This window comes from Halobacillus sp. B29, from assembly GCF_052246755.1.
Classification (GTDB): domain Bacteria; phylum Bacillota; class Bacilli; order Bacillales; family Halobacillaceae; genus Halobacillus; species Halobacillus halophilus.
Map to the genome: position 1 here is coordinate 41359 of NZ_JBQQCM010000003.1, position 20332 is coordinate 61690.

22 protein-coding genes are annotated in these 20332 nt (G+C 40.0%); 18 read left to right on the forward strand and 4 right to left on the reverse strand.

The window, feature by feature from the left end:
- Window positions 1–46 precede the first annotated feature (46 nt).
- Window positions 47–1183, forward strand: coding sequence for a THUMP domain-containing class I SAM-dependent RNA methyltransferase (locus tag ACTWP7_RS04490; RefSeq protein ID WP_443122179.1), 1137 nt, complete (start codon window positions 47–49; stop codon window positions 1181–1183).
- Window positions 1184–1290: 107 nt separating this feature from the next.
- Window positions 1291–2784, forward strand: a complete 1494-nt coding sequence (locus tag ACTWP7_RS04495) for a carboxypeptidase M32 (RefSeq protein ID WP_443122180.1) — start codon at window positions 1291–1293, stop codon at window positions 2782–2784.
- A 56-nt stretch (window positions 2785–2840) separates the two neighbouring features.
- Here ACTWP7_RS04495 and ACTWP7_RS04500 read toward each other — a convergent pair whose 3' ends face one another.
- Window positions 2841–3401: a hypothetical protein gene (locus tag ACTWP7_RS04500; protein ID WP_443122181.1), complete on the reverse strand. Its 561-nt coding sequence runs from the start codon at window positions 3399–3401 to the stop codon at window positions 2841–2843.
- A 128-nt stretch (window positions 3402–3529) separates the two neighbouring features.
- Here ACTWP7_RS04500 and ACTWP7_RS04505 point away from each other — a divergent pair, with 128 nt between their 5' ends.
- From ACTWP7_RS04505 to ACTWP7_RS04520, 4 genes are all read left to right on the forward strand, one after another.
- Window positions 3530–4297 (forward strand): SDR family NAD(P)-dependent oxidoreductase, encoded by a 768-nt coding sequence (locus ACTWP7_RS04505; protein ID WP_443122182.1) that lies wholly within the window; start codon window positions 3530–3532, stop codon window positions 4295–4297.
- A gap of 127 nt (window positions 4298–4424) precedes the next feature.
- Window positions 4425–5510 (forward strand): type III polyketide synthase, encoded by a 1086-nt coding sequence (locus ACTWP7_RS04510; RefSeq protein ID WP_014643469.1) that lies wholly within the window; start codon window positions 4425–4427, stop codon window positions 5508–5510.
- Window positions 5510–6019, forward strand: coding sequence for an isoprenylcysteine carboxyl methyltransferase family protein (locus ACTWP7_RS04515; protein WP_443122183.1), 510 nt, complete (start codon window positions 5510–5512; stop codon window positions 6017–6019). The genes ACTWP7_RS04510 and ACTWP7_RS04515 overlap by 1 nt, the downstream gene beginning before the upstream one ends.
- Window positions 6020–6495: 476 nt before the next feature.
- Window positions 6496–6786: a DUF6123 family protein gene (locus ACTWP7_RS04520; RefSeq protein WP_443122184.1), complete on the forward strand. Its 291-nt coding sequence runs from the start codon at window positions 6496–6498 to the stop codon at window positions 6784–6786.
- A gap of 318 nt (window positions 6787–7104) precedes the next feature.
- Here the strand turns inward: ACTWP7_RS04520 and ACTWP7_RS04525 are convergent, their stop codons facing one another.
- From ACTWP7_RS04525 to ACTWP7_RS04535, 3 genes are all read right to left on the reverse strand, one after another.
- The gene (locus ACTWP7_RS04525) at window positions 7105–7506 is read right to left on the reverse strand and encodes a ribonuclease HI family protein (protein ID WP_443122185.1); all 402 of its coding nucleotides are present in this window, start codon (window positions 7504–7506) and stop codon (window positions 7105–7107) included.
- Between the two features lie 14 nt (window positions 7507–7520).
- A complete protein-coding gene (locus tag ACTWP7_RS04530) occupies window positions 7521–8201 on the reverse strand; it encodes a queuosine precursor transporter (protein ID WP_443122186.1) in 681 nt (226 codons plus the stop codon).
- A 144-nt stretch (window positions 8202–8345) separates the two neighbouring features.
- Window positions 8346–8546 (reverse strand): cold-shock protein, encoded by a 201-nt coding sequence (locus tag ACTWP7_RS04535; protein ID WP_014643463.1) that lies wholly within the window; start codon window positions 8544–8546, stop codon window positions 8346–8348.
- A gap of 419 nt (window positions 8547–8965) precedes the next feature.
- Here ACTWP7_RS04535 and ACTWP7_RS04540 point away from each other — a divergent pair, with 419 nt between their 5' ends.
- From ACTWP7_RS04540 to ACTWP7_RS04595, 12 genes are all read left to right on the forward strand, one after another.
- On the forward strand, window positions 8966–10636 hold the full coding sequence (locus ACTWP7_RS04540; RefSeq protein WP_443122187.1) for a formate--tetrahydrofolate ligase: 1671 nt from the start codon (window positions 8966–8968) through the stop codon (window positions 10634–10636).
- 91 nt (window positions 10637–10727) lie between these two features.
- Entirely contained in the window at window positions 10728–11582 is an 855-nt protein-coding gene (locus tag ACTWP7_RS04545) for a DUF72 domain-containing protein (protein ID WP_443122188.1), read from the forward strand.
- An 8-nt stretch (window positions 11583–11590) separates the two neighbouring features.
- The gene (locus tag ACTWP7_RS04550) at window positions 11591–12190 is read left to right on the forward strand and encodes an HD domain-containing protein (RefSeq protein ID WP_443122189.1); all 600 of its coding nucleotides are present in this window, start codon (window positions 11591–11593) and stop codon (window positions 12188–12190) included.
- 26 nt (window positions 12191–12216) lie between these two features.
- Window positions 12217–13176 carry a thymidylate synthase gene (locus ACTWP7_RS04555; protein ID WP_443122190.1) on the forward strand — a complete coding sequence of 320 codons (960 nt, stop codon included), beginning with the start codon at window positions 12217–12219 and terminating at the stop codon, window positions 13174–13176.
- Between the two features lie 20 nt (window positions 13177–13196).
- On the forward strand, window positions 13197–13691 hold the full coding sequence (locus ACTWP7_RS04560; RefSeq protein WP_443122191.1) for a dihydrofolate reductase: 495 nt from the start codon (window positions 13197–13199) through the stop codon (window positions 13689–13691).
- The gene (gene mobA, locus ACTWP7_RS04565) at window positions 13688–14284 is read left to right on the forward strand and encodes a molybdenum cofactor guanylyltransferase (protein ID WP_443122192.1); all 597 of its coding nucleotides are present in this window, start codon (window positions 13688–13690) and stop codon (window positions 14282–14284) included. The genes ACTWP7_RS04560 and mobA overlap by 4 nt, the downstream gene beginning before the upstream one ends.
- 129 nt (window positions 14285–14413) lie before the next feature.
- Window positions 14414–14599 (forward strand): twin-arginine translocase TatA/TatE family subunit, encoded by a 186-nt coding sequence (locus ACTWP7_RS04570; RefSeq protein ID WP_443122193.1) that lies wholly within the window; start codon window positions 14414–14416, stop codon window positions 14597–14599.
- Window positions 14600–14649: 50 nt separating this feature from the next.
- A complete protein-coding gene (gene tatA, locus ACTWP7_RS04575; RefSeq protein ID WP_443122194.1) occupies window positions 14650–14844 on the forward strand; it encodes a twin-arginine translocase TatA/TatE family subunit in 195 nt (64 codons plus the stop codon).
- A gap of 80 nt (window positions 14845–14924) precedes the next feature.
- Window positions 14925–15683, forward strand: coding sequence for a twin-arginine translocase subunit TatC (gene tatC, locus ACTWP7_RS04580; RefSeq protein WP_014643453.1), 759 nt, complete (start codon window positions 14925–14927; stop codon window positions 15681–15683).
- A gap of 114 nt (window positions 15684–15797) precedes the next feature.
- Window positions 15798–16019, forward strand: coding sequence for a YozE family protein (locus ACTWP7_RS04585; protein WP_014643452.1), 222 nt, complete (start codon window positions 15798–15800; stop codon window positions 16017–16019).
- 36 nt (window positions 16020–16055) lie between these two features.
- A complete protein-coding gene (locus ACTWP7_RS04590) occupies window positions 16056–17210 on the forward strand; it encodes an exonuclease SbcCD subunit D (RefSeq protein WP_443122195.1) in 1155 nt (384 codons plus the stop codon).
- A 3-nt stretch (window positions 17211–17213) separates the two neighbouring features.
- Window positions 17214–20330 (forward strand): AAA family ATPase, encoded by a 3117-nt coding sequence (locus ACTWP7_RS04595; RefSeq protein WP_443122196.1) that lies wholly within the window; start codon window positions 17214–17216, stop codon window positions 20328–20330.
- Window positions 20331–20332: the final 2 nt, after the last annotated feature.

The following is a 20332-nucleotide window of genomic DNA, read 5'->3' on the forward strand; positions in this document are numbered from 1 at the left end:
TAGAAGGGTTTTTTTATGAATACATAGTTTGGGGAGATGAGGAAAAATGGATCAACAGGTTACTTTGATTGCTACTGCGGCTATGGGCCTTGAAGCGATAGTTAGTAAAGAAGTAAAAGAACTTGGGTATGAAAACGTTCAAGTGGAGAACGGGCGGGTAGTATTTACAGCAGATGTATCAGCTATTCCAAGGGCTAACCTCTGGTTAAGAACGGCTGACCGCGTGAAATTACTGGTTGGAAAGTTTAAAGCTGTTACATTCGATGACTTATTTGAGAAGACGAAAGCTTTACCGTGGGAAAACTTTATCACAGAAGATGGTGAATTTCCTGTAGTAGGTAAATCCGTAAAATCGAAGTTGTACAGTGTCCCAGATTGCCAATCTATCGTAAAGAAAGCTATAGTTGAGCGTTTGAAGAAAAAATACGGCGTGGCTTCCTGGTTAAAAGAAACGGGAGCATTTTATCGTGTGGAAATCGCTCTTCACAAGGATGAAGCGTTACTAACTATTGATACATCAGGGAGCGGCCTTCATAAACGAGGATATAGAGTTGGACAGGGGGAAGCACCTTTGAAAGAAACGCTGGCCGCTGCACTCGTGCAAGTAACGAACTGGCATCCGGATGAACCTTTTGTAGATCCTTTCTGCGGGTCAGGAACAATAGCCATTGAAGCTGCCTTAATCGGACAGAATATTGCTCCGGGTTTTAACCGCGAGTTTGCTTCTGAGGATTGGTCGTTTATTCCACAAAAGGCCTGGGATGAAGCTTTTCAAGAGGCTGAAGAATGTGCCAATTATGATCAGCCTTTAAACATAACAGGTTCAGATATAGATCCGGACTTAATTGATATTGCTAAAAATAACGCTATGGAAGCGGGTCTTGGCGATCTAGTGACCTGGAAACAAATGCAGGTAAGGGATTTCAAACCCAAGCAGGAAAATGGTTATTTAGTCTCTAATCCGCCCTACGGTGAACGAATGGGTGAACGCCCTGAGGTGGAAGAGATGTATCGCGATCTAGGAGTTATCATGAGAGATCATCCCTCCTGGAGCGTTTATGTCCTAACTTCCCATGAAGGCTTTGAAAAACTTTATGGAAAGGAAGCCACGAAAAAGCGTAAACTATTCAACGGATTCATCAAGACTGATTACTATCAATACTTTGGAAAAAAGATACGTTAGATATAAAATGGTGGAGTTGACCACCCATGAATTAGTTTTCTTTATTTGTATGATTTATTTGAAAACGGTATAAATCACATACTTCAGGTAAAGGTGAGGTGACCGCAGTGACTCAAACTGTAAAAGAAAAATTTCTTGATCTTCTGAAAGAACAATCATCTTATGAAGAAGCCATTGGTTTAATGGCATGGGATATGCGCACAAAAGCTCCAAAAAAAGGAATGGATAATCGTTCTGAAGTTTTAGGAGTATTATCAGAAAAAGTACACGAAATACAAACATCTGACAAAATGAAATCTTATATCGATGAATTAAAAGGGCAAGTTGAAGATCAAGTACTTGTTAAGTCACTGGAAGAAGCAGAAGAAACCTACAATAAGACAGCTAAGATTCCTGGAAAAGAATATCGGGAATATGTAACGCTCCAATCCAAAGCGGAATCTATGTGGGCAGAAGCAAAAGATAAGAACGATTTTGAAAGTTTTCGTCCATATTTAGAAGAACTGGTGGAATTCAACAAGCGATTTGCGGAGTACTGGGGCTACAAAGAACATCGCTACGATGCTCTCCTTCATAACTATGAACCTGGAATTACCGTATCCAAATTAGAAGAAGTGTTCCCACGAGTGCGAAAGGCGTTAACGGATTTGTTAGATCAAATTAAAAAAGCTCCTAACCAGCCAGACCCTTCCGTACTTGAAGGGCACTTTCCTAAAGCCCAGCAGGAAAAATTCAGTGAAGAAATACTGAAGCGGATGGGGTACGATTTCGAAGCCGGCCGTTTAGATGAAACAGTTCATCCTTTTGCCATAGGTCTAAATAGGAATGATGTTCGTGTTACGACAAAATACGATGAAAAAGATTTTAGAACCGCTGTATTTGGTACCATTCATGAGGGGGGTCATGCTCTATACGAACAGAACATTGATCCAAAACTCAGTTTTACACCTCTTGCAACAGGAACGTCCATGGGTATTCATGAGTCTCAGTCTCTGTTTTGGGAGAACTTTATATCCAGACGGGAATCCTTTTGGCAGAACCATTACGAGTTATTTAAAATGTATGCACCGGAAAAGTTCGAATCGTTGCCGCTGGATCAATTCTACCGGGCGATTAACGAAGTGAAGCCGTCATTTATACGTATTGAAGCTGATGAATTAACCTATTGTCTTCATATAATGGTTCGATACGAGCTTGAGAAGGCTTTGATAGGCGGAGAAATAGAAGTGAAGGACTTACCGGAGTTATGGAATAAAAAAATGGAAGATTATTTGGGTGTGAAGCCTGAAATGGACTCTGAAGGCGTGCTTCAGGATATACACTGGGCAGGTGGAGATTTTGGTTACTTTCCGTCTTATGCATTGGGTTACATGTATGCAGCTCAAATAGAAAATCAAATGAGTAAGGAAATTGATATTAACCGTGTGATCGAGCAGGGCGACTTCAAACAGGTTAAAGAGTGGCTGACGTCTCGTATACATCAGTACGGGAAGATGAAAAAACCTCTTGAACTTCTGGAAGAAGTGACTGGGGAAGGGTTAAACCCTGATTATTTAGTCGACTATCTGACCAATAAATATAAACACATTTATCAATTTTAATATTATGATGAGTCACAAAACCCAGCTGTCAGTAAAGACAGCTGGGTTTTGTTTAATTAAGAAAATTCTTTTTTTAATTCAGGTTTTAATAATCCAGCATCTTCATAAACAGGAGCAATTTGTTCCGTAAACTCCGAGAATTTTTCATCAGCTTGCGATAAATCAGCCTCTTCTACATTAGATTCTAGTGCACTTGCAACTTCTTCATAGTAAGATTGAAGAGAAGGAAGCGCTTCTTCATATGTAGTCATGACATCTTCAGGCAGGTCGGCTTCTATTGAATAATTTGACGCTGCATCGGCAGCTTCTGCTGCGGCTGTCTGAGCTTCTTCTCCAGCAGATTTAATAGCTTCTGGGTCCGGCTCTTCAGCAACCATGGCTTCTTCATAAGCGGCAATTTTAGATTGGTAAGGTTGGAAAGTGTCCTGCATATTCATCTGGACGCTCATGATTTCTTTCTTCATTGCTTGGTCATTGTTTTTGCTTTCTTCTCCAGTTGATGATTGGTCTTCCGTCTGACTTTCAGAATCACTGTTTGATTCATCAGAAGAGTCATTATTACATCCGGCGATAACCAGCGTACCTGCAATGCCCAGCATAAGTAACCATTTCTTCATGTATAATCCCCCTTTGAGTTATGTATCACGTTTATTTTAGGGGAGGCAGGAATGAATGTAAAGAAATTGCAAAAATGTTATAATATACTGAAAATTTTATTTATTATTTACTCGGGGAGGTCTTATTTATGTATTTACCAGATTTTCGATTAGATCATAAACTTGCCGTAGTCACGGGTGGCACCAAAGGTATTGGAAAAGCAATTGCTCTTGCCTATGCCGAGTCAGGAGCCGATGTGATCTTAATTGCACGTAATGAAAAGCAGCTAAAAAAAATGAAAGAGACAGTTGAATCTCTAGGACAGCAAGCTTATACGATTTGTAAAGATATCCAGCAATATGATGCGATTAAAGAGGAAGTGGAAGAAATCCGTGGTGATCGAGCTATAGATATTTGGGTCAATAATGCAGGGATGAACATACGCTCAGAAGCTGAACACGTAAGTGAGGAAGAATGGGACCAGATTGTTTCAACTAACATGAAAAGTGCGTTTTTCTTATCTCAATATGCGGGAAGGGTAATGAAACAACATAGACAAGGAAAGATTATTAACATTTCTTCCGTAGGCGGTCATACAGCATTAAGAACCGGAGTCGTATATGCTATGACAAAAAGTGCACTTATTCAAATGACAAAAAATCTTGCCCTGGAGTGGGGAAAGTATCAAATTAATGTGAATGCAATCGGTCCGTGGTACTTTCCGACTTCATTAACGGAGCAGTTGCTACAAGATGAAGATTATGTGCAATCCATTCTTGAAAGAACACCATTAAACCGAATAGGAAAGCTTGAAGAGGTGTCGGGCGCCGCAGTATTTCTTGCCTCAGACGCAGGTAACTATATGACAGGCCAGACTCTGTTTGTAGATGGCGGGATGACGATTTATGGATTTTAATTAAAAACGAGCAATTAACTTCGGTTAATTGCTCGTTTTTAATTTAAGTTGAAAACTGGAAGGCAGCTTTCTTTAAGCTCATAATCAAGTGGGATTAGGTGCATATTAAAAAAAAGGAGGTTGTCAAATGGCGTATATACTTTCAACCGGACTGCAAGAAGCTGAGTACGAATATTCTCAAGACACAGTACAATCACTTATTTACAACCTTTTCCCTCTCAAATCTCATGAAAAAAAACGGCTGCTGCCAATCTTCGAACATGCTCAAATAGATAAAAGACAGTTTTCAGCAAGTATGGAGTGGTTTGAACATCCACACGGATTAAAGGAGAGGAATGAATTATTTCACGAAAAGGCGTTGAAATACGCGAAGGGTGCTATTGAGTCGTGCTTATCTAATCTTCAGTTCTTAAAGCAACAAGTGAGTCCTTCTATGGTAGATCATATTATCTTCGTATCTTCTACTGGAATCAACACACCTACATTGGATACTTACTTTATTAATGATTTAAACTTCAGAGAAACGGTGAAAAGGACGCCGATGTTTGGTTTAGGGTGCGCTGGAGGTACAAGCGGAGTGGCCCGAGCGTTTGAATGGCTTCAAGGTCATCCAGAAAAAAATGTTCTAGTAGTATGTGTGGAACTGTGCAGTTTAACCTTCCAATTAACTGATCAGCGAGTAAGTAACTTTGTAGGAACTGCCTTATTTGGAGACGGTGCGTCAGCGGTACTTATGAGTGGAGAACGTTCAAAACTTCGAGAAATGGCGTGCTTGCCCACGGCTAAGGTATTGAATTCAAGTTCAAGACTAAAGCCATTCAGTACAGATGTAATGGGATGGCGAGTAGTGGATACAGGATTTGAAGTAATTTTTAATAAAAGCATTCCCAAATTAGTAAAATCATTTTGGAGTCTCCATATGGAAGAAGTTTTAGCTGAAAACCTCTGGGAAAGCAATGAATTGCCATTTATCGTTGCTCATCCCGGTGGAAGAAAAGTGCTGGAAGGTTACAAGGAAGTATTTGAATTATCCGATCATACGTTAAAGTTTTCAGAGAATGTGCTGAGGAATCACGGAAATATGTCCTCTCCTACTGTTCATTTTGTATTAAATGAGGCGATGGCGAGTGAACCTGAAAAAGGTACAAGGTCCTGTATGACGTCCCTCGGGCCTGGTTTTAGTTCAGAAATCGTAAGTTTGGAGTGGGTGTAATGGAAGGGTTTTTATGGATTCTGTTTTCTTTTTTGGTTATTCAAAGGTTAGCAGAATTAGCTCTTGCCAGATCAAATCGAAAATGGATGTTGAACAGAGGAGCCATAGAATCAGGAGAAAATCATTATATTTTGTTTATTGTGCTCCATGGTTTATTCTTTGTTTCCCTTTTTTCAGAGTTTGCTTTCACTTCGTACCATTACAGTCGTTTTTTTTATCTTTCTCTAAGCATGTTTATCCTTCTTCAGGTCTTAAGGATATGGTGTATTTCAAGCTTAGGGAGAAGATGGAATACACGAATTCTAATCTTGCCTGATGAAAAGCCTATCAAAAAAGGTCCATATAGGTATATTCCTCATCCCAATTACGTGATTGTGTTTTTTGAATTACTATTTATTCCACTGCTTTTCCAAGCCTATATAACGGCAATTGTTTTCCCATTTCTGCATTTGCTTGTGCTCATGGTACGCATTCCAGCAGAAGAAAAGGCTTTGGAAGAGAGGGTTTAAGACTTATTGACAGTTGCTTTTTACTGAAGAGGTCTGCTATAATCTAATTAGTATTGAAAATCATTATCATTTAGAAGGGTGCGGGAACATTATGATGGTGATCATCTTTTTGGTTGTCGCTGTTTATAGTTGCTTGATGGTTTGGATATTGGCAAAGGTTGGGTCAGTACCTGCTCGCTCGGTTATGGATATGGTAAAAGGGAATGTAAAACCAACTCCTTCACAAAATAGAAAATCATATGAACGAACAATTTCAGCCAGGTAAATACACCTGGCTTTTTATTTTTGCTATAATAGAGAAAAAGAAAGAAAAATGTCGAAAGCTGATTACTGTCTAATTCATTAGAACAACTGTAAAAATGTGGCTTAATCTTACCTTCGTGTTCCTATATGGAAGAAGCGCTGCTCGTTTAAACATATTGAGCGTTAAGCGTAATGGACCCATTTAAAAGGCAGTAAAATGTAAGGAGTGACTTATGAAAAAAAACCATGCATTAGCCTACTTTTTAGAGGATTTATGGACGAGGGGATTTAAATTAAGCGATGAAGATGTAAGATTTATTTACTTTGGTAAAAATTCAGCCAATGCTTCCGAGTGGAAAACCATTATTGCGGTAAAGATCACTTTAAAATTCCAACAAGCTTTTGACCCAAGTTTTTTCATAAGTGTGTTGGAACATATAGCTAAGCCAAATATTAAATCGAAACGTCAGGCTTATCAATCTATAGAAGAACGCGTTTCATCTTCTAAACTTCCTCTACAATAAGGATCATTGACTCTCTTTTTAATATGTAAAATGGAAATAAACCTCTGTTATGAAGCAGGACATAATAGTTCGAACCGTTTCTTGAGGACTCTTACTTATCCTTTTGTTTTTTCCTACCCCTAATACTTGGCTGCAAATCGGCCATGAATAATCATCCTTCTCAAACTTCAGATCTCCATAATTATAACTCTCACCCTGGTAACAAGGTTGTCGACAAACATTCGGCAGCCTTGTTAGATTTTTGTTTAATAGAAAATATAAAACAGAAAAAAAACTTGTAGAGAACGATGCGTTTCCCTACAAGTGTAAATTCTTATTTCAGCTGAGTTTCATATGCTTTAAGAGCGCGGCTCTTGCAACTCGGTCAGCGTTTTTATTTTGCTTTTCCGGCACCCATTTATAGAATACGTAAGGAAAGTTTTTTTCCAACTCCTGGATGGTTTTCAGTAAAGGTGAGAATTTCTCATTTTTAGTGTAGTCTTTTTCAATCGTATCAATAACAATTTTGGCATCAGATCGAATAGATATGATTTCATCAGGGAAATCTTCTTTGCATACTTCAAGGGCCTTAATTACGGCTAAAAATTCAGCCTCATGATTATTTCTTTCATTAAGATAGAAGCTATGTTCTATAAGTGTCGCACCTTGTTTAATAATTACGCCAGCAGCACTCGGACCTGGATCGCCGCTTGCTGCAGCATCTGTATAAACTTCAATCAATTCAAACAACTCCTTCAATTATCAGGATGTTTAAACTTTTTAGCTACATATAAAAATGGGGTGTCAATAGCAGCTACAATAAATTTAATAATATAAGTTGTCAAGAATATCTCCAGCCAAACTTCAAAAGGGTAGATTCCCAAAAATGCGATTGCGCAGAAAATTGCGCTGTCTAAGAGCTGGCTGATCATTGTACTTCCATTATTTCTTATCCATAGTGTGCCATCACTTGAGAATACTTTTTTTAAACGTGCATACAGCCATACGTCAAAATACTGACTGATAATATAAGCAGTCAGGCTCCCAAGAGCGATGCGAGGCACAATGCCAAACAGACTTTCAAGAGCAGGCTGGGCCACATCATTTTCTCCTGGCGTAAACTGGATTGCCAGCTGCATCATGATAGTCAAAGAAATTAGCGTAGAAAAGCCCATCCAAACTGCTTTACGGGCATCTCTTTTTCCATACTTTTCGTTTAGGATGTCTGTTGCAAGAAAGGCTGTTCCATAAATTATATTTCCAAGAGTAGCGTTCAATCCGAATAGTTCAATTGTTTTGACTACCTGAATATTGGCAACTACCGTGGACATTCCTATCCATACAAAAAGCCCGGGTTTACCAAAGATGCGGTAAACCATTAGTAATAAACTGAAATTAATGATAGCGAATAAGATCCATAACCATTCATTACTCATAGAACTGCCTCCTTAGTTTTGATATCGCGGGAGTTCTCGAACCGCGCTGTTAGACCAACAGCCGTTAATTATACGAGGGAGGGCTTATTTTTTCAAGGAGAACATAAAAAAAGCAGCCTCTATAGAGGCTGCTTTGGATTTTATTTATTGTTTTTCAACATTAGCTGCTTGTGGTCCGCGGTCGCCTTCAACAATTTCGAAAGAAACGGTTTGACCTTCTTCTAGAGATTTGAAACCTTCTTCTTGAATTGCAGAGAAGTGTACGAATACATCATTTCCACCTTCTACTTGGATGAAGCCGTAACCTTTTTCCGCGTTAAACCATTTTACTGTACCGTTTTGCATGATATGAATCCTCCTAAAAACTTCTTACACGTAATACGTGATAAATTACAAATTGATGATGATAACATAAAAAATCCATAGAAACTCGGAAAAATAAACTCCAGAGTACTTCTATGGGAACTACCTTGCATTTATGTTTCCGATCACCTTATTTGCTTAACTACAATATAACGTATCGATAAAGTGACGTCAACAATCTGAATATGATTTTTTTCAGAGTATTGGTTAAAAGTTTAGATCTTTGTTTATTCAGTCTCCCCTACGCTTGAATGAGCGGGAGCTGTGGAAGTTCTTTTCTTATTTTTATCCATAATACAGAGGCTGTAAGTTTAAAGTCAGTCCGTTATTAAAAAGAATCGTTTAAACTTTTTGAAATGATGTAAAAAAAAGGTAAGATAGGTGATAAAGGGAGTGAAACTATGAAGACAGATATTGAAATTGCTCTTGAAGCAAAGATGAATCCTATTTCCTCTATCGCAGAACAGATGGGGCTTGCAGAAGGTGATTGGGAACCTTTTGGACATTATAAAGCCAAGTTATCCGACCAGTTGCTAAATAAACTGGCTGATCGACCAAACGGAAAGATTATTCTTACCACGTCGATTAATCCTACTCCTGCCGGTGAGGGTAAATCTACTGTAACGGTAGGACTGGGGCAGGCCTTAAACCAGTTGAATAAAAAAGCGGTTATTGCATTAAGAGAACCTTCACTTGGACCAACGATGGGACTCAAAGGCGGTGCTTGCGGAGGTGGGTATTCCCAGGTTGTTCCTATGGAAGAGATTAACCTGCATTTTACTGGGGATATCCACGCGATCACGACTGCTAATAATTCGTTATCCGCATTTATAGATAACCATATTCATCAGGGGAATCAGCTGAACATTGATCCGAGAAGAATTACATGGAAGCGGGCTTTAGATATAAATGATCGCTCTTTACGTCAAGTCGTTGTTGGTTTAGGCGGGGCTGTTAGAGGAGTTCCCAGGGAAGACGAGTTTACGATCACTGTGGCTTCTGAAATTATGGCCGTGCTTTGTCTGGCTGCCGATTTACAAGACTTAAAAAAGAGACTTTCCAGAATTATTATTGGCTATACATATCAACAAGAGCCGGTTACGGTTAATCAGCTGGGTTTTCAGGGTGCTTTAACATTATTACTGAAAGACGCCATGAAGCCCAATCTTGTCCAAACATTGGAAAACACACCTGCCATTATTCACGGGGGGCCTTTTGCAAATATTGCTCACGGGTGTAACAGTGTAATGGCTACAAAGATTGCTGCAAAGTTAGGTGACTATGTGGTAACGGAATCTGGCTTTGGGGCTGATTTAGGCGCAGAGAAGTTCTTAGACATCAAAACTCGGGCGGGAGATTTTGAGCCTGATGCTGTGGTCATTGTAGCTACGATTAGAGCATTGAAAATGCATGGTGGTTTGAATAAAAAGGATTTGCAGCATGAGGACTTGGGGGCCCTGGAAAAAGGGATGGAGAATCTTGAAAAACATTTGGAAACGATTCGTCAATTCAATCTTCCCTTTATCGTAGCCGTCAACCAGTTCTCTTCTGACACTCAGGCAGAACTTGACTATTTACGGAAATGGTGTGAGGCGCAGGGGGCCCCTGTATCGGTTATTGATGTGTTTACAAAAGGAGGAGAAGGAGGTATTGATCTAGCTGAGAAAGTGGTAAAGGTCAGTGAAAGTAAATCTGCACCTCTTACTTACACCTTTGATTTATCCGACAGTATAGAGGAAAAGATCCAGAAGATTGCTGGTAAAGTGTACGGTGCAGCAGGAGTTCAATTTTCCACTCAAGCGAAAAAGCAATTACATCAAATAAAACAGTTAGGGTATGGACAATTGCCAATTTGTATGGCAAAAACCCAGTATTCTCTTTCGGACGATCCTTCTCAGCTAGGCCGTCCGAGAAACTTCCATATTACAGTACGTGAATTCAGACTTTCTGTAGGAGCTGGTTTCATTGTTGCTCTGACCGGTGAAGTCATGACAATGCCAGGTCTGCCTAAAAAGCCGGCGGCCCTTCAAATGGATGTTACCGAGGATGGAACAATTAAAGGTTTATTTTAATAGAGTGTCAGCCCCTGGCTTTTTCTAGTCAGGGGGATGTTTTTTTTGCTACAATGATTTTAATTACAAACGAGGACAAGGAGGAAGAGGATTGGCTATTCAAATCGGTGTGACCGGTTGGGGAGATCATGCTTCCCTATATTCAGATCAAACAAAAGGAAACGAAAAACTATCTGAATATGCTTCTCACTTTCCTGTGGTAGAAGTAGATACCGCATTTTACGCAATACAGCCGCAGTCTCATTACGAAAAGTGGATCAAACAAACCCCAGAATCATTTAGATTTGTTATAAAAGCTTTTAGTCATCTGACGGGACATGATAGGCAGGAGCGTACGAAACAAGAAGCGAAAGAATTAATGAAGCAATACGAAGAATCTATACAGCCTGCCTGGGAAAAAGGTAAAATCAATGCTCTTTTATTCCAGTTTCCACCTTGGTTTGATGTGAAAAAGCAAAATATACAAAAACTGCGCTTTATTAGAGAGTGGATGTCCGATTATCCCCTTGCTCTTGAATTTAGAAACCAAAGTTGGTTCCAGCCCCATTATAAAGAACAGACCTTATCATTTATGAAAGATCAACAGTGGATTCATACCATTTGTGATGAACCTCAAGCGGGAGAAGGTTCTGTGCCCCGCGTTTTAGAGCCCACCCACCCGAGTAAATCACTTGTCCGCTTTCACGGACGTAATATTCACGGATGGAATAAGAACGGCAGAGAGGATTGGAGAAAAGTTCGTTTTCTTTATAGATATAATGAGGAAGAACTGAGGGAATGGGCTGAAAGAATCCATGAATTAAAAAAGCAAACCCCGGATATTACATTACTTTTCAATAACAATTCCGGCGGTGATGCTGCGGATAACGCTAAACAAATGCAGGACATTTTAGGGGTCACTTACGACGATTTGAATCCTAGACAAATGGACCTGTTTCAATTTTAGGAGGATTTATGGAGAAAGACCATCGACTCAAAAGAATTGAAACGTATGTAAAAAAACAGTTCGAGCATGATACGACAGGACACGGTTTTGACCATATGAAGCGTGTGGCGCTTTGGTCCTGTAAGCTCGCTGGTGAAGAGGAAGTCGACCCAGTGCTTGCAGAAGCAGCGGGCTGGCTTCATGATATAGGCGATGAGAAGTTATTTACAAATCCTGATAAGGCTTTAAAAGACAGGAATCGATTACTACTCGAACTGAATTTCACTCTTTGCCAAAAAAATGAGATTGAGAAAGCTATAGAAACTGTGTCCTTCCGAAAAGGGAAAAAGCCTTCCTCCTATTTAGGCGCTGTTGTCCAGGACGCAGACCGGTTAGATGCCATCGGTGCTATCGGTATTGCTCGTGCATTTACCTATGGGGGGGCGAAGGGGCAGAGTATCGATAATGAAGAAGAGAATACTTCCTCTTCTATCCAGCATTTTCACGATAAATTATTAAAGCTTTCTGGGATGATGAATACAGAAAGTGGACGACAGGAAGCTGATCGCAGGCATCGTTTTATGGAAAAATACTTATTAGAATTTAGTAGAGAAAAGCATCTGGACTAGAATATTCACCTAGAGGAGGAAGCATAGTGGTTAAAAATGAACAAGCGTATTTAGATTTATGCCGGCACGTCCTGGATGCAGGACATGAAAAAGGAGATCGAACAGGAACAGGAACCTTTTCCGTATTTGGACACCAGCTCAGGTTTAACCTTGAGGACGGTTTTCCGCTTTTAACAACTAAAAAAATCCCTTTTCGGTTAGTGGCAAGTGAATTGCTGTGGTTTATTAAAGGTGATACGAACATTCGTTACCTTCTGCAGCATAATAACAACATATGGAATGAGTGGGCTTTTCAGGCGTGGGTGGAAAGCGATGATTACCAAGGCCCTGATATGACCGATTTTGGACGAAGAAGCTTAAAAGATGAAGCATTTAAAGGTCAATATGATGAGCAAATGGAACGTTTTAAAGAAAAGATTCTCACAGAAGACTCGTTTGCTGATCGATTCGGTGACTTGGGCAACGTTTATGGAAAGCAGTGGCGTGCTTGGAAAACTTCTCAGGGCCAGACGATCGACCAATTGAAAAACGTTATTGAAGGAATTAAGAGAAATCCGGATTCCAGGCGGCATATTGTAACAGCCTGGAATCCGGAGGATGTACCATCGAACATGGCTTTGCCGCCCTGCCATGCACTTTTTCAATTTTATGTAGCTGATGGGAAACTTTCTTGTCAGTTATATCAAAGAAGTGCGGATATATTCTTAGGCGTTCCATTTAATATTGCTAGTTATGCACTGCTCACCCATTTAATCGCACGTGAATGTGACCTGGAACCTGGAGAGTTTGTTCTTACACTGGGAGATGCCCATATTTACAGCAATCATATAGAACAAGTGCAGAAGCAGTTAAACCGAACACCTAAAGCACTACCAAAAATCTCATTAAATCCAGAAAAAGATCGTGTATTTGATTTCGAGATGGAGGACATTTCCATAGAAGGGTATGACCCGTATCCTGGAATCAAAGCTCCCATAGCTGTATAAAATCAAACGAGGTGAAGGTAATGATATCATTTATTTTTGCAATGGATAAAAATCGCTTGATCGGAAAGGATAATGATCTTCCGTGGCATATTCCTAACGACTTTAAATTTTTTAAGGACAAGACCTGGGGAAAGACGATTATCATGGGAAGAAAAACATTTGAATCATTTGGTAAACCTCTTCCGGAGCGGAAGCATGTCGTTATAACGAGTAACGAGGATTATTCTCATAGTGGGTGTGAAGTTATTCATTCAATTGAGGATATAGTAAAGCTTGAAAAAGAACACCCGGAAAAAGAGTGGTTTGTTATCGGAGGGAGTGTTCTTTTTGAGAAAATGTACCCTTATGCTGACCGAATGTATTTGACCTATATTGATGCCGAGTTCGAGGGAGATACGTATTTTCCTGAATTTAATATAGAAGATTGGGAGCTCATTGATGAAGACAAGGGAAAAAAAGATGAAAAAAACCCTTACGATTATTATTTCAGAACCTACGATCGGAAGAAAACATGATTGAAGAGTTAAATGGTTGCGGCGTGGTCCTTGCCGGCGGAAGCTCTACGAGGATGGGAGAAGATAAAGCCTGGCTGAATCTGGGCGGAGAGACCGTAGCGGTACGTATTGCAAATGAACTGCACAAGACTGTTTCAACGGTAGTGATAAATCAGAATGAAGGTCCGGATTTACCCCTTCCCTCCATCCAGGATATTTATCAGGACGCCGGGCCGCTTGGCGGTCTTCACACAGTAATGGCAGCTAGAGAGGAAGAATGGTTTTTCTTATCAGCATGCGATACGCCGTTTATTCATGAGAGCGTCTATAACTACTTATCCTCTTTCTTAGACCAAACGATTGATGCTGTGATCCCGGAATATGAGGGTCGTCTTCAGCCGCTATCTGGTATTTACCGTAAGTCCTGTCTTCCCATTATTGAAACATTACTTCACAATGGAGAGCGCAAGGTAAGCCTTTTGCTAGAGCAGGTCCAATCGGTTTATGTAAATGATTTCCAGGCTTTTCCGAGTGAAGTTGTGAATCGTCATTTTTTTAATATGAATACCCCGGAAGATTACCGGAAAGCTCAGGAGATTTGCAAAATTTTATGAATCCAAGACATTTGGACAAGATCGTGATATGATAGGAAAAGAACCGTTAAATGACGATTGGATGTGTAGTTTTTCTTTTTTATAAAACGATTGATCATTCAGGTTTACTCTTAAAAGGCGGTGAAAGATATGCTTTCAAGTATTGGAATCCCAGGCTTAATATTAATTTTAACCATTGCCCTTGTTATTTTTGGACCTAAGAAACTTCCGGAGATTGGCAAAGCAGCGGGAGAAACACTAAAGGAGTTTAAGAATTCCGCTCGTGACTTGACAGATGAAGGAAAAGATAAGCCGTCCGACCAAAAAAATAACTGATACTTAAATTAGCACCATATGAAAGAACATAAGAATTGGAGGGATGAACCATGTTATCGAGCATTGGTGTGCCAGGACTCATCCTGATATTAATTATTGCACTGGTTGTCTTTGGACCTTCAAAACTGCCTGAAATCGGCAAAGCTTTTGGCAGTTCTCTTAAAGAGTTTAAAAAGGCGACTGGGGACATTATGTCCGATGGAGACAGCAGTAATAAATCCGAACACAAAAATAAAGACGAATAAATGAATAAAGAAGGTGTAAGGGCTTGATCCTTACATCTTCTTTTTGTCAGGCTGCGTCTTAAGGCCTGGAGGTGGATGATTTGGCAGCTAATAAAATTAGTCAAGATATAGAAATGAATGTAACGGATCACTTAACCGAATTAAGAAAGCGGATTATTTGGACGCTTGTATTTTTTATAGCGTTCTTTGCGGCTGGACTGTATTATGTCAGGCCGATCCAGGGATTTTTTGTGAATGACCTTCCTTTTGAACTTCATATGACAAGCCCTGGAGAAATTATATGGATTGTTTTTACGATTGCCAGTTTAATTGCGATTGTAGGAACGCTGCCTATTTTAACTTTACAAATCTGGTTGTTCGTTAAACCGGCGCTTACCCCTAAGGAAACACGGGTGTCTCTGTCTTATATTCCGGCTATTTTCCTATTGTTCATAGGTGGTTTAGCTTTTGGGTATCTGGTGTTTGTTCAGTTCATATTACCGTTCCTTTTATCATTAAACGATGGGATGTTCAATGAAATCTTCACGGTGGAAAGATATTTCCGGTTTTTATTCCGTGTAACGATTCCCTTTGCGGTTCTCTTTGAAATTCCTATTCTGACCATGTTTCTGACAAGTCTTGGAATTGTGAACCCGGTATTGTTAGTGAAAATCAGGAAATACGCATATTTTGTTCTAGTGATTATTGGTACCATCATTTCCCCGCCTGACTTTATTCTTCAGCTGGTAGTGGCTGTGCCATTAATTGTGTTGTACGAAGTCAGTATTATATTATCGCGTATCGTTTACCGAAATAAATTGAAAAACCATCAGGAATATATGGAAAAAGAAGAAGAATAGCACTGTAAGAATCCTCTGAAAAACTTAACGAGGATTCTTTTTTATAGGTATCATTTTGCAGTTATGGTGTGTCCATGATAAAACTAAGATACAAAAATTCAGGAGGAATAATTAATGAGATCCTTTTATCACTATATGATGCGCTATCGAGGAAACCGAACAGAGAATGACGAAAAAAAACTTGCAGATTGGATGTTCCAGGATCACAGTTTTCCTAAGCAAGCCAAGACGTACGATGAGATCAGCCGCTACTTAGAGTGGAATATTCCTTTTCCTAGTGCTCTATCGGTATTTGATCGCTTATATGACACCTATTTGATTGAGGAAGACAATTAAAAAGAGAAATGATTGCGAGGAAGGAGTACAGCTTACATGAAAATATTGCATACGGCGGACTGGCATTTAGGTAAAATTGTAAACTACGTCCATATGACTGACGATCAATCGTTTATTTTGGATAGATTTATAGAGATTGTGGAGGAAGAACAACCGGATGTGATTATTATTGCCGGTGATCTTTACGATCGTTCAATTCCCCCTAAGCAGGCCGTTGATTTACTGAATCAAGTGCTTACCAAATTAATCAATGACTTTCAAATCCCTGTGCTCGCGATCTCGGGCAATCATGACAGTCCCGACCGACTGGAGTTTGGCTCTCAATTGTTTCGGAGGCAAGGATTGTTTCTGGATACAAAGTTAAAAAGATCTCGTGACCCGATCACTCTTTATGATTCGCAAGGACCTGTCCACTTTCACCTTATTCCGTATGTAGAACCTGCAGAAGTAGCTGCCGTATTTGAAGATGAAGAGATTAAGAGCCACCAGGAGGCAGCCTCTAGATTAATAGAGGATATCCAGAAGAGGTATAACATGGCGGAAAGGCACGTGTGGATCGGTCATGCTTTCTTAGCAGGCGGAATGGAGAGTGAATCGGAGGAACGGTTATCCATGATTGGCGGGAGTCCCTACATAGATGCACATCTCTTTAAAGATTTTTCCTATGTAGCTTTAGGTCATCTTCATCAGCCTCAAAGAGTGGCCTATGATCATATTCGATATAGCGGCTCCATTCTTAAATACTCCTTTTCAGAGGTGCATCACCAAAAATCAGTGACAATTATAGATTTGCAGGAGGAAAACGATCTTACTTTTGAAAAGAAACCACTTTATCCCCTTCGCGATTTTGAAATAGTTGAAGGGTATTTTGAAGATTTACTCTCTGGAGAAGCAGCGACGAGTCCTCATAATTATCTTCATATTAGACTATTGGATGACGGTCAGCTTATTGATCCCATGGGGAAACTAAGAAAAGTATATCCGAATATTCTACACCTCGAGAGACGAAGATCATCCGTGAATACGCAGATCGATGAATTAAATAAGGTTAAAGAGCGTCAGCGACTTTCTCATGAAGAATTATTCCGCTCATTTTATGAAGATATTAAAGGAGACACGATTTCTGAACATAGAAAGAACTTAATCAGTCAGGCAATTGATGCGTTAAAAGAAGAAGAAAGGGGGCAGTAACCTTTGAGAGCTATTACATTAACCATCCAGGCTTTTGGTCCCTACCGTGATAAACAGAGAATAGATTTCTCTTCCCTTGGAGAAGAAGCCATTTTCTTAATTACGGGCCCTACAGGGGCTGGGAAAACGACGATATTTGATGCGATGTGCTTCGCCTTATATGGGCGTGCAAGCGGGAGTGATCGTGATCAAGACTCCATGCGCAGTCATTTTGCGCAAGAAGGAGAGTCTACCTATGTTGAATTTCTATTTGAATTAAGAGGAAAGTTGTATCGTATTGTCCGCATGCCTAAGCAGATGAGAAGAAAAGAGCGCGGGGAGGGCTGGAAAGAAGAACCGGCTAGAGCAGAACTCTATATTACACATTTGGATAATGAAAAGCTGATGGCTACTAAAGTAAAAGAAGTGAATGATTACATTGAAGAAGTGATGGGGCTTGACTATGATCAATTTCGGAAAATGATCATGATCCCTCAAGGTGAATTTAGAAAGTTGATTTCAGAGAATAGTAAAGAGCGGGAAGATATTCTGCAAAAAATATTTAAAACACAATTCTACTCTGAGTTAACCGATTACTTAAAAGACCAGTCCAAAACACTAGAGAAAGAAATTGAGCAATTTCAATGGAAAATTGAACAGGAGGTTGGCAAAATCCATTGGGGCACGGAAGCGGAAGTTACTTTGGAGCAGGAAGAACCGCGAAAAATTATCGAATTATTAGGCAAGCGAATGGAGCATCAGAATAGTCTGATCAAACAGGAACAAAGTCAATTAGAGCTATTGTCTTCATCTGCGGATAAGTTACAGACCCAGTTCCATGAAGCCAGACAACTACATGAACAATTTACTGAACAGCAAAAACTCTTAGAAGAGAAAAAGGTACTGCAATCACAGGAAAGCTCTATGAGTGCTCTTCAAGAAGAGCTCAAATGGGCGAGGCAGGCAGATGAAGTGAAAGGGTTTGAACAACAATGGAAAGATCGAGAAGAGGAGAGAAAGAAAGCTGAAATAGACCAGGAGGCAAAGGCCCAGCATAGAATACGTACAGAAGCTGAATTTTCTAACATAGAAAAGGAGCATAAAGAACTTGAAGAAAAGGAAGAGAAACGCCAGAATTTAAAGAAAGAATGGGAGCAAAAAGAGGAAGAAAGAAAAAAATTAACTCATTTCCTTAAAATCGAAAGCCAGTTAACTGAAACGACTCAAAAACTTACCAGAAGCAAGGAGCAGGTAACTGCTTTAGAGCAAGAGCTAAAGCGCCTAAAGTCAGAACGGCATCAACTAAAAGAAATAAGTAAAGATGAGCGTAAAGTTACCAGTCAAATGTATGAAGTTAAGAATGAAGTTGTACATTTGACGAAGCAGGTTAAGGATTTAAAACGTTTAGCAAAAGAGTGGGATGTATTAAAAGAGATGAGAGCATCCTATCAGCAGTTTATGAAAGATTTCAGGCAGATGGAAAAAGAGCAGAAAAATGCTAAAAGCTATTATGAAGCAGCGCTCGAAGAAATTCGTGAGCACCATGCTTATACGCTGTCTCTTCAATTGGAAAATGGGTCCCCCTGCCCGGTCTGTGGAAACTCCCATCATCCTGCGCCTGCTGTTCAGCCTGCTCAAGTTGTCAGTCAGACCCGGCTTGAACAGTTAAAGCAAGAGGCAGATGAAAAACAAAAATCCTTTCAGCAGATGCAGGACGAAGCGGTCCAAGTCAAGTCTAAAGGAGAAACGCAGCGGCAACTGACGGATACACTTTTTGAGGAGTATAAAAAAGTGGTAGGTGCTATGGATGAAGCCTCTATTCAAAGCGCGTTAAAGCAAAGTGAGCAAAGCTTAAATACGAAAAGGAAGTTATCGGAAGATCTGACCAGGCAAGCTGAAGAGATGGAACAGTCTGTGAAAAAGCTTGAAAATATTGAACAGCGTGAGGAAGAGCTGAATAGTAAAATTGAAAGAGCTCAGCAGGAGTGGCATACGAGCTATCAAGAACAAACTCGATTACAGACGCAAAAAGAGTCCTTCGAGGAAAACTACTCTTTTGAAACGACCAATCCGCAAAAATTAAAACAACTCACAGAACAAGCAGAAGATTCCTATAAAGAAGAGCTGAAGAAGTGGGAAGACGTTCAAAAACGCTATTCTAAGCTGCGAGATCAGCTGCAGCAGGCTAAAGTGGCTGAAGAAGAAGGAAATAAATATGTGAAGCAGGCACAAGAAGCAGAAGAAATTCGAAAAGAGAAGTTTAATCAAACGCTCGTTCAATTTCAGTTTTCCAATGTCGAAAGTTATCAAAACTCTCTTCTATCTAAGGAATCTATTGAAGAAAAGCAGGAAAAGATTGATCAGTATAAGCAGCAGAAAGCAATTATTCAGGAACGTCTGCATAGTTTGAATGAAAAGCTGGCTGATCAGCAAAAACCGGATTTAGAGGCTCTTCATACTAAATGGGAAGAAGAAAAACAAAAGCTGACTAAACAGCAGCAGACCGTGAATGAACTGGAAATGGCTTTGTCACAAAATAAACAGGTTTATGCCACCATGGAAACTTTGTTATCAGAACAGGGGGATTTAGCTCAAGCCTACTATGACATTGCAGAACTTGCTCAGCTATCCAGAGGGGATAATCATCTTCGTTTGTCACTTGAACGATATGTTTTAGCTGCTTTTCTTGATGAAATCATCGTTCAGGCTAATATAAGACTTGATCAGATGACAGATCATCGCTATCAGCTCGTGCGCAGCGATGCTCTAGCTAAACGGGGAGCTCAAAGCGGTTTAGATCTCGAAGTGATTGATCATCATACGGGCCAAAAACGTTCCGTACGGACTTTATCCGGAGGGGAAGGGTTTAAAGCTTCACTTAGTCTGGCTCTTGGCATGGCTGATGTTGTCCAGTCCCACGCGGGAGGAGTACAGCTTGACACGTTATTTATTGATGAAGGGTTCGGTACTTTAGATGAGGTATCGCTGGAGCAGGCCATTGATTGTTTAAGAAGTCTTCAGGATGGAAACCGAATGTTAGGTATTATTTCTCATGTGCCGCAGTTGAAGGAAGAAATTCCGGCTAAATTGCAAATCCAAACAGGACCTGCTGGCTCCTCAGTCGAATTTGTCTTTCAATAAGA

What these genes read in the sequence shown, in the direction of transcription:
- ACTWP7_RS04550 (WP_443122189.1), top strand. Translation starts at nt 11,591, where the DNA reads ATGGAGAAAGACCATCGACTCAAAAGAATTGAAACGTATGTAAAAAAA.
- ACTWP7_RS04515 (WP_443122183.1), top strand. Translation starts at nt 5,510, where the DNA reads ATGGAAGGGTTTTTATGGATTCTGTTTTCTTTTTTGGTTATTCAAAGG.
- ACTWP7_RS04590 (WP_443122195.1), top strand. Translation starts at nt 16,056, where the DNA reads ATGAAAATATTGCATACGGCGGACTGGCATTTAGGTAAAATTGTAAAC.
- ACTWP7_RS04500 (WP_443122181.1), bottom strand. Translation starts at nt 3,401, where the DNA reads ATGAAGAAATGGTTACTTATGCTGGGCATTGCAGGTACGCTGGTTATC.
- mobA (WP_443122192.1), top strand. Translation starts at nt 13,688, where the DNA reads ATGATTGAAGAGTTAAATGGTTGCGGCGTGGTCCTTGCCGGCGGAAGC.
- ACTWP7_RS04570 (WP_443122193.1), top strand. Translation starts at nt 14,414, where the DNA reads ATGCTTTCAAGTATTGGAATCCCAGGCTTAATATTAATTTTAACCATT.
- ACTWP7_RS04540 (WP_443122187.1), top strand. Translation starts at nt 8,966, where the DNA reads ATGAAGACAGATATTGAAATTGCTCTTGAAGCAAAGATGAATCCTATT.
- ACTWP7_RS04560 (WP_443122191.1), top strand. Translation starts at nt 13,197, where the DNA reads ATGATATCATTTATTTTTGCAATGGATAAAAATCGCTTGATCGGAAAG.
- ACTWP7_RS04510 (WP_014643469.1), top strand. Translation starts at nt 4,425, where the DNA reads ATGGCGTATATACTTTCAACCGGACTGCAAGAAGCTGAGTACGAATAT.
- ACTWP7_RS04490 (WP_443122179.1), top strand. Translation starts at nt 47, where the DNA reads ATGGATCAACAGGTTACTTTGATTGCTACTGCGGCTATGGGCCTTGAA.
- ACTWP7_RS04505 (WP_443122182.1), top strand. Translation starts at nt 3,530, where the DNA reads ATGTATTTACCAGATTTTCGATTAGATCATAAACTTGCCGTAGTCACG.
- ACTWP7_RS04585 (WP_014643452.1), top strand. Translation starts at nt 15,798, where the DNA reads ATGAGATCCTTTTATCACTATATGATGCGCTATCGAGGAAACCGAACA.
- ACTWP7_RS04520 (WP_443122184.1), top strand. Translation starts at nt 6,496, where the DNA reads ATGAAAAAAAACCATGCATTAGCCTACTTTTTAGAGGATTTATGGACG.
- tatA (WP_443122194.1), top strand. Translation starts at nt 14,650, where the DNA reads ATGTTATCGAGCATTGGTGTGCCAGGACTCATCCTGATATTAATTATT.
- ACTWP7_RS04530 (WP_443122186.1), bottom strand. Translation starts at nt 8,201, where the DNA reads ATGAGTAATGAATGGTTATGGATCTTATTCGCTATCATTAATTTCAGT.
- ACTWP7_RS04535 (WP_014643463.1), bottom strand. Translation starts at nt 8,546, where the DNA reads ATGCAAAACGGTACAGTAAAATGGTTTAACGCGGAAAAAGGTTACGGC.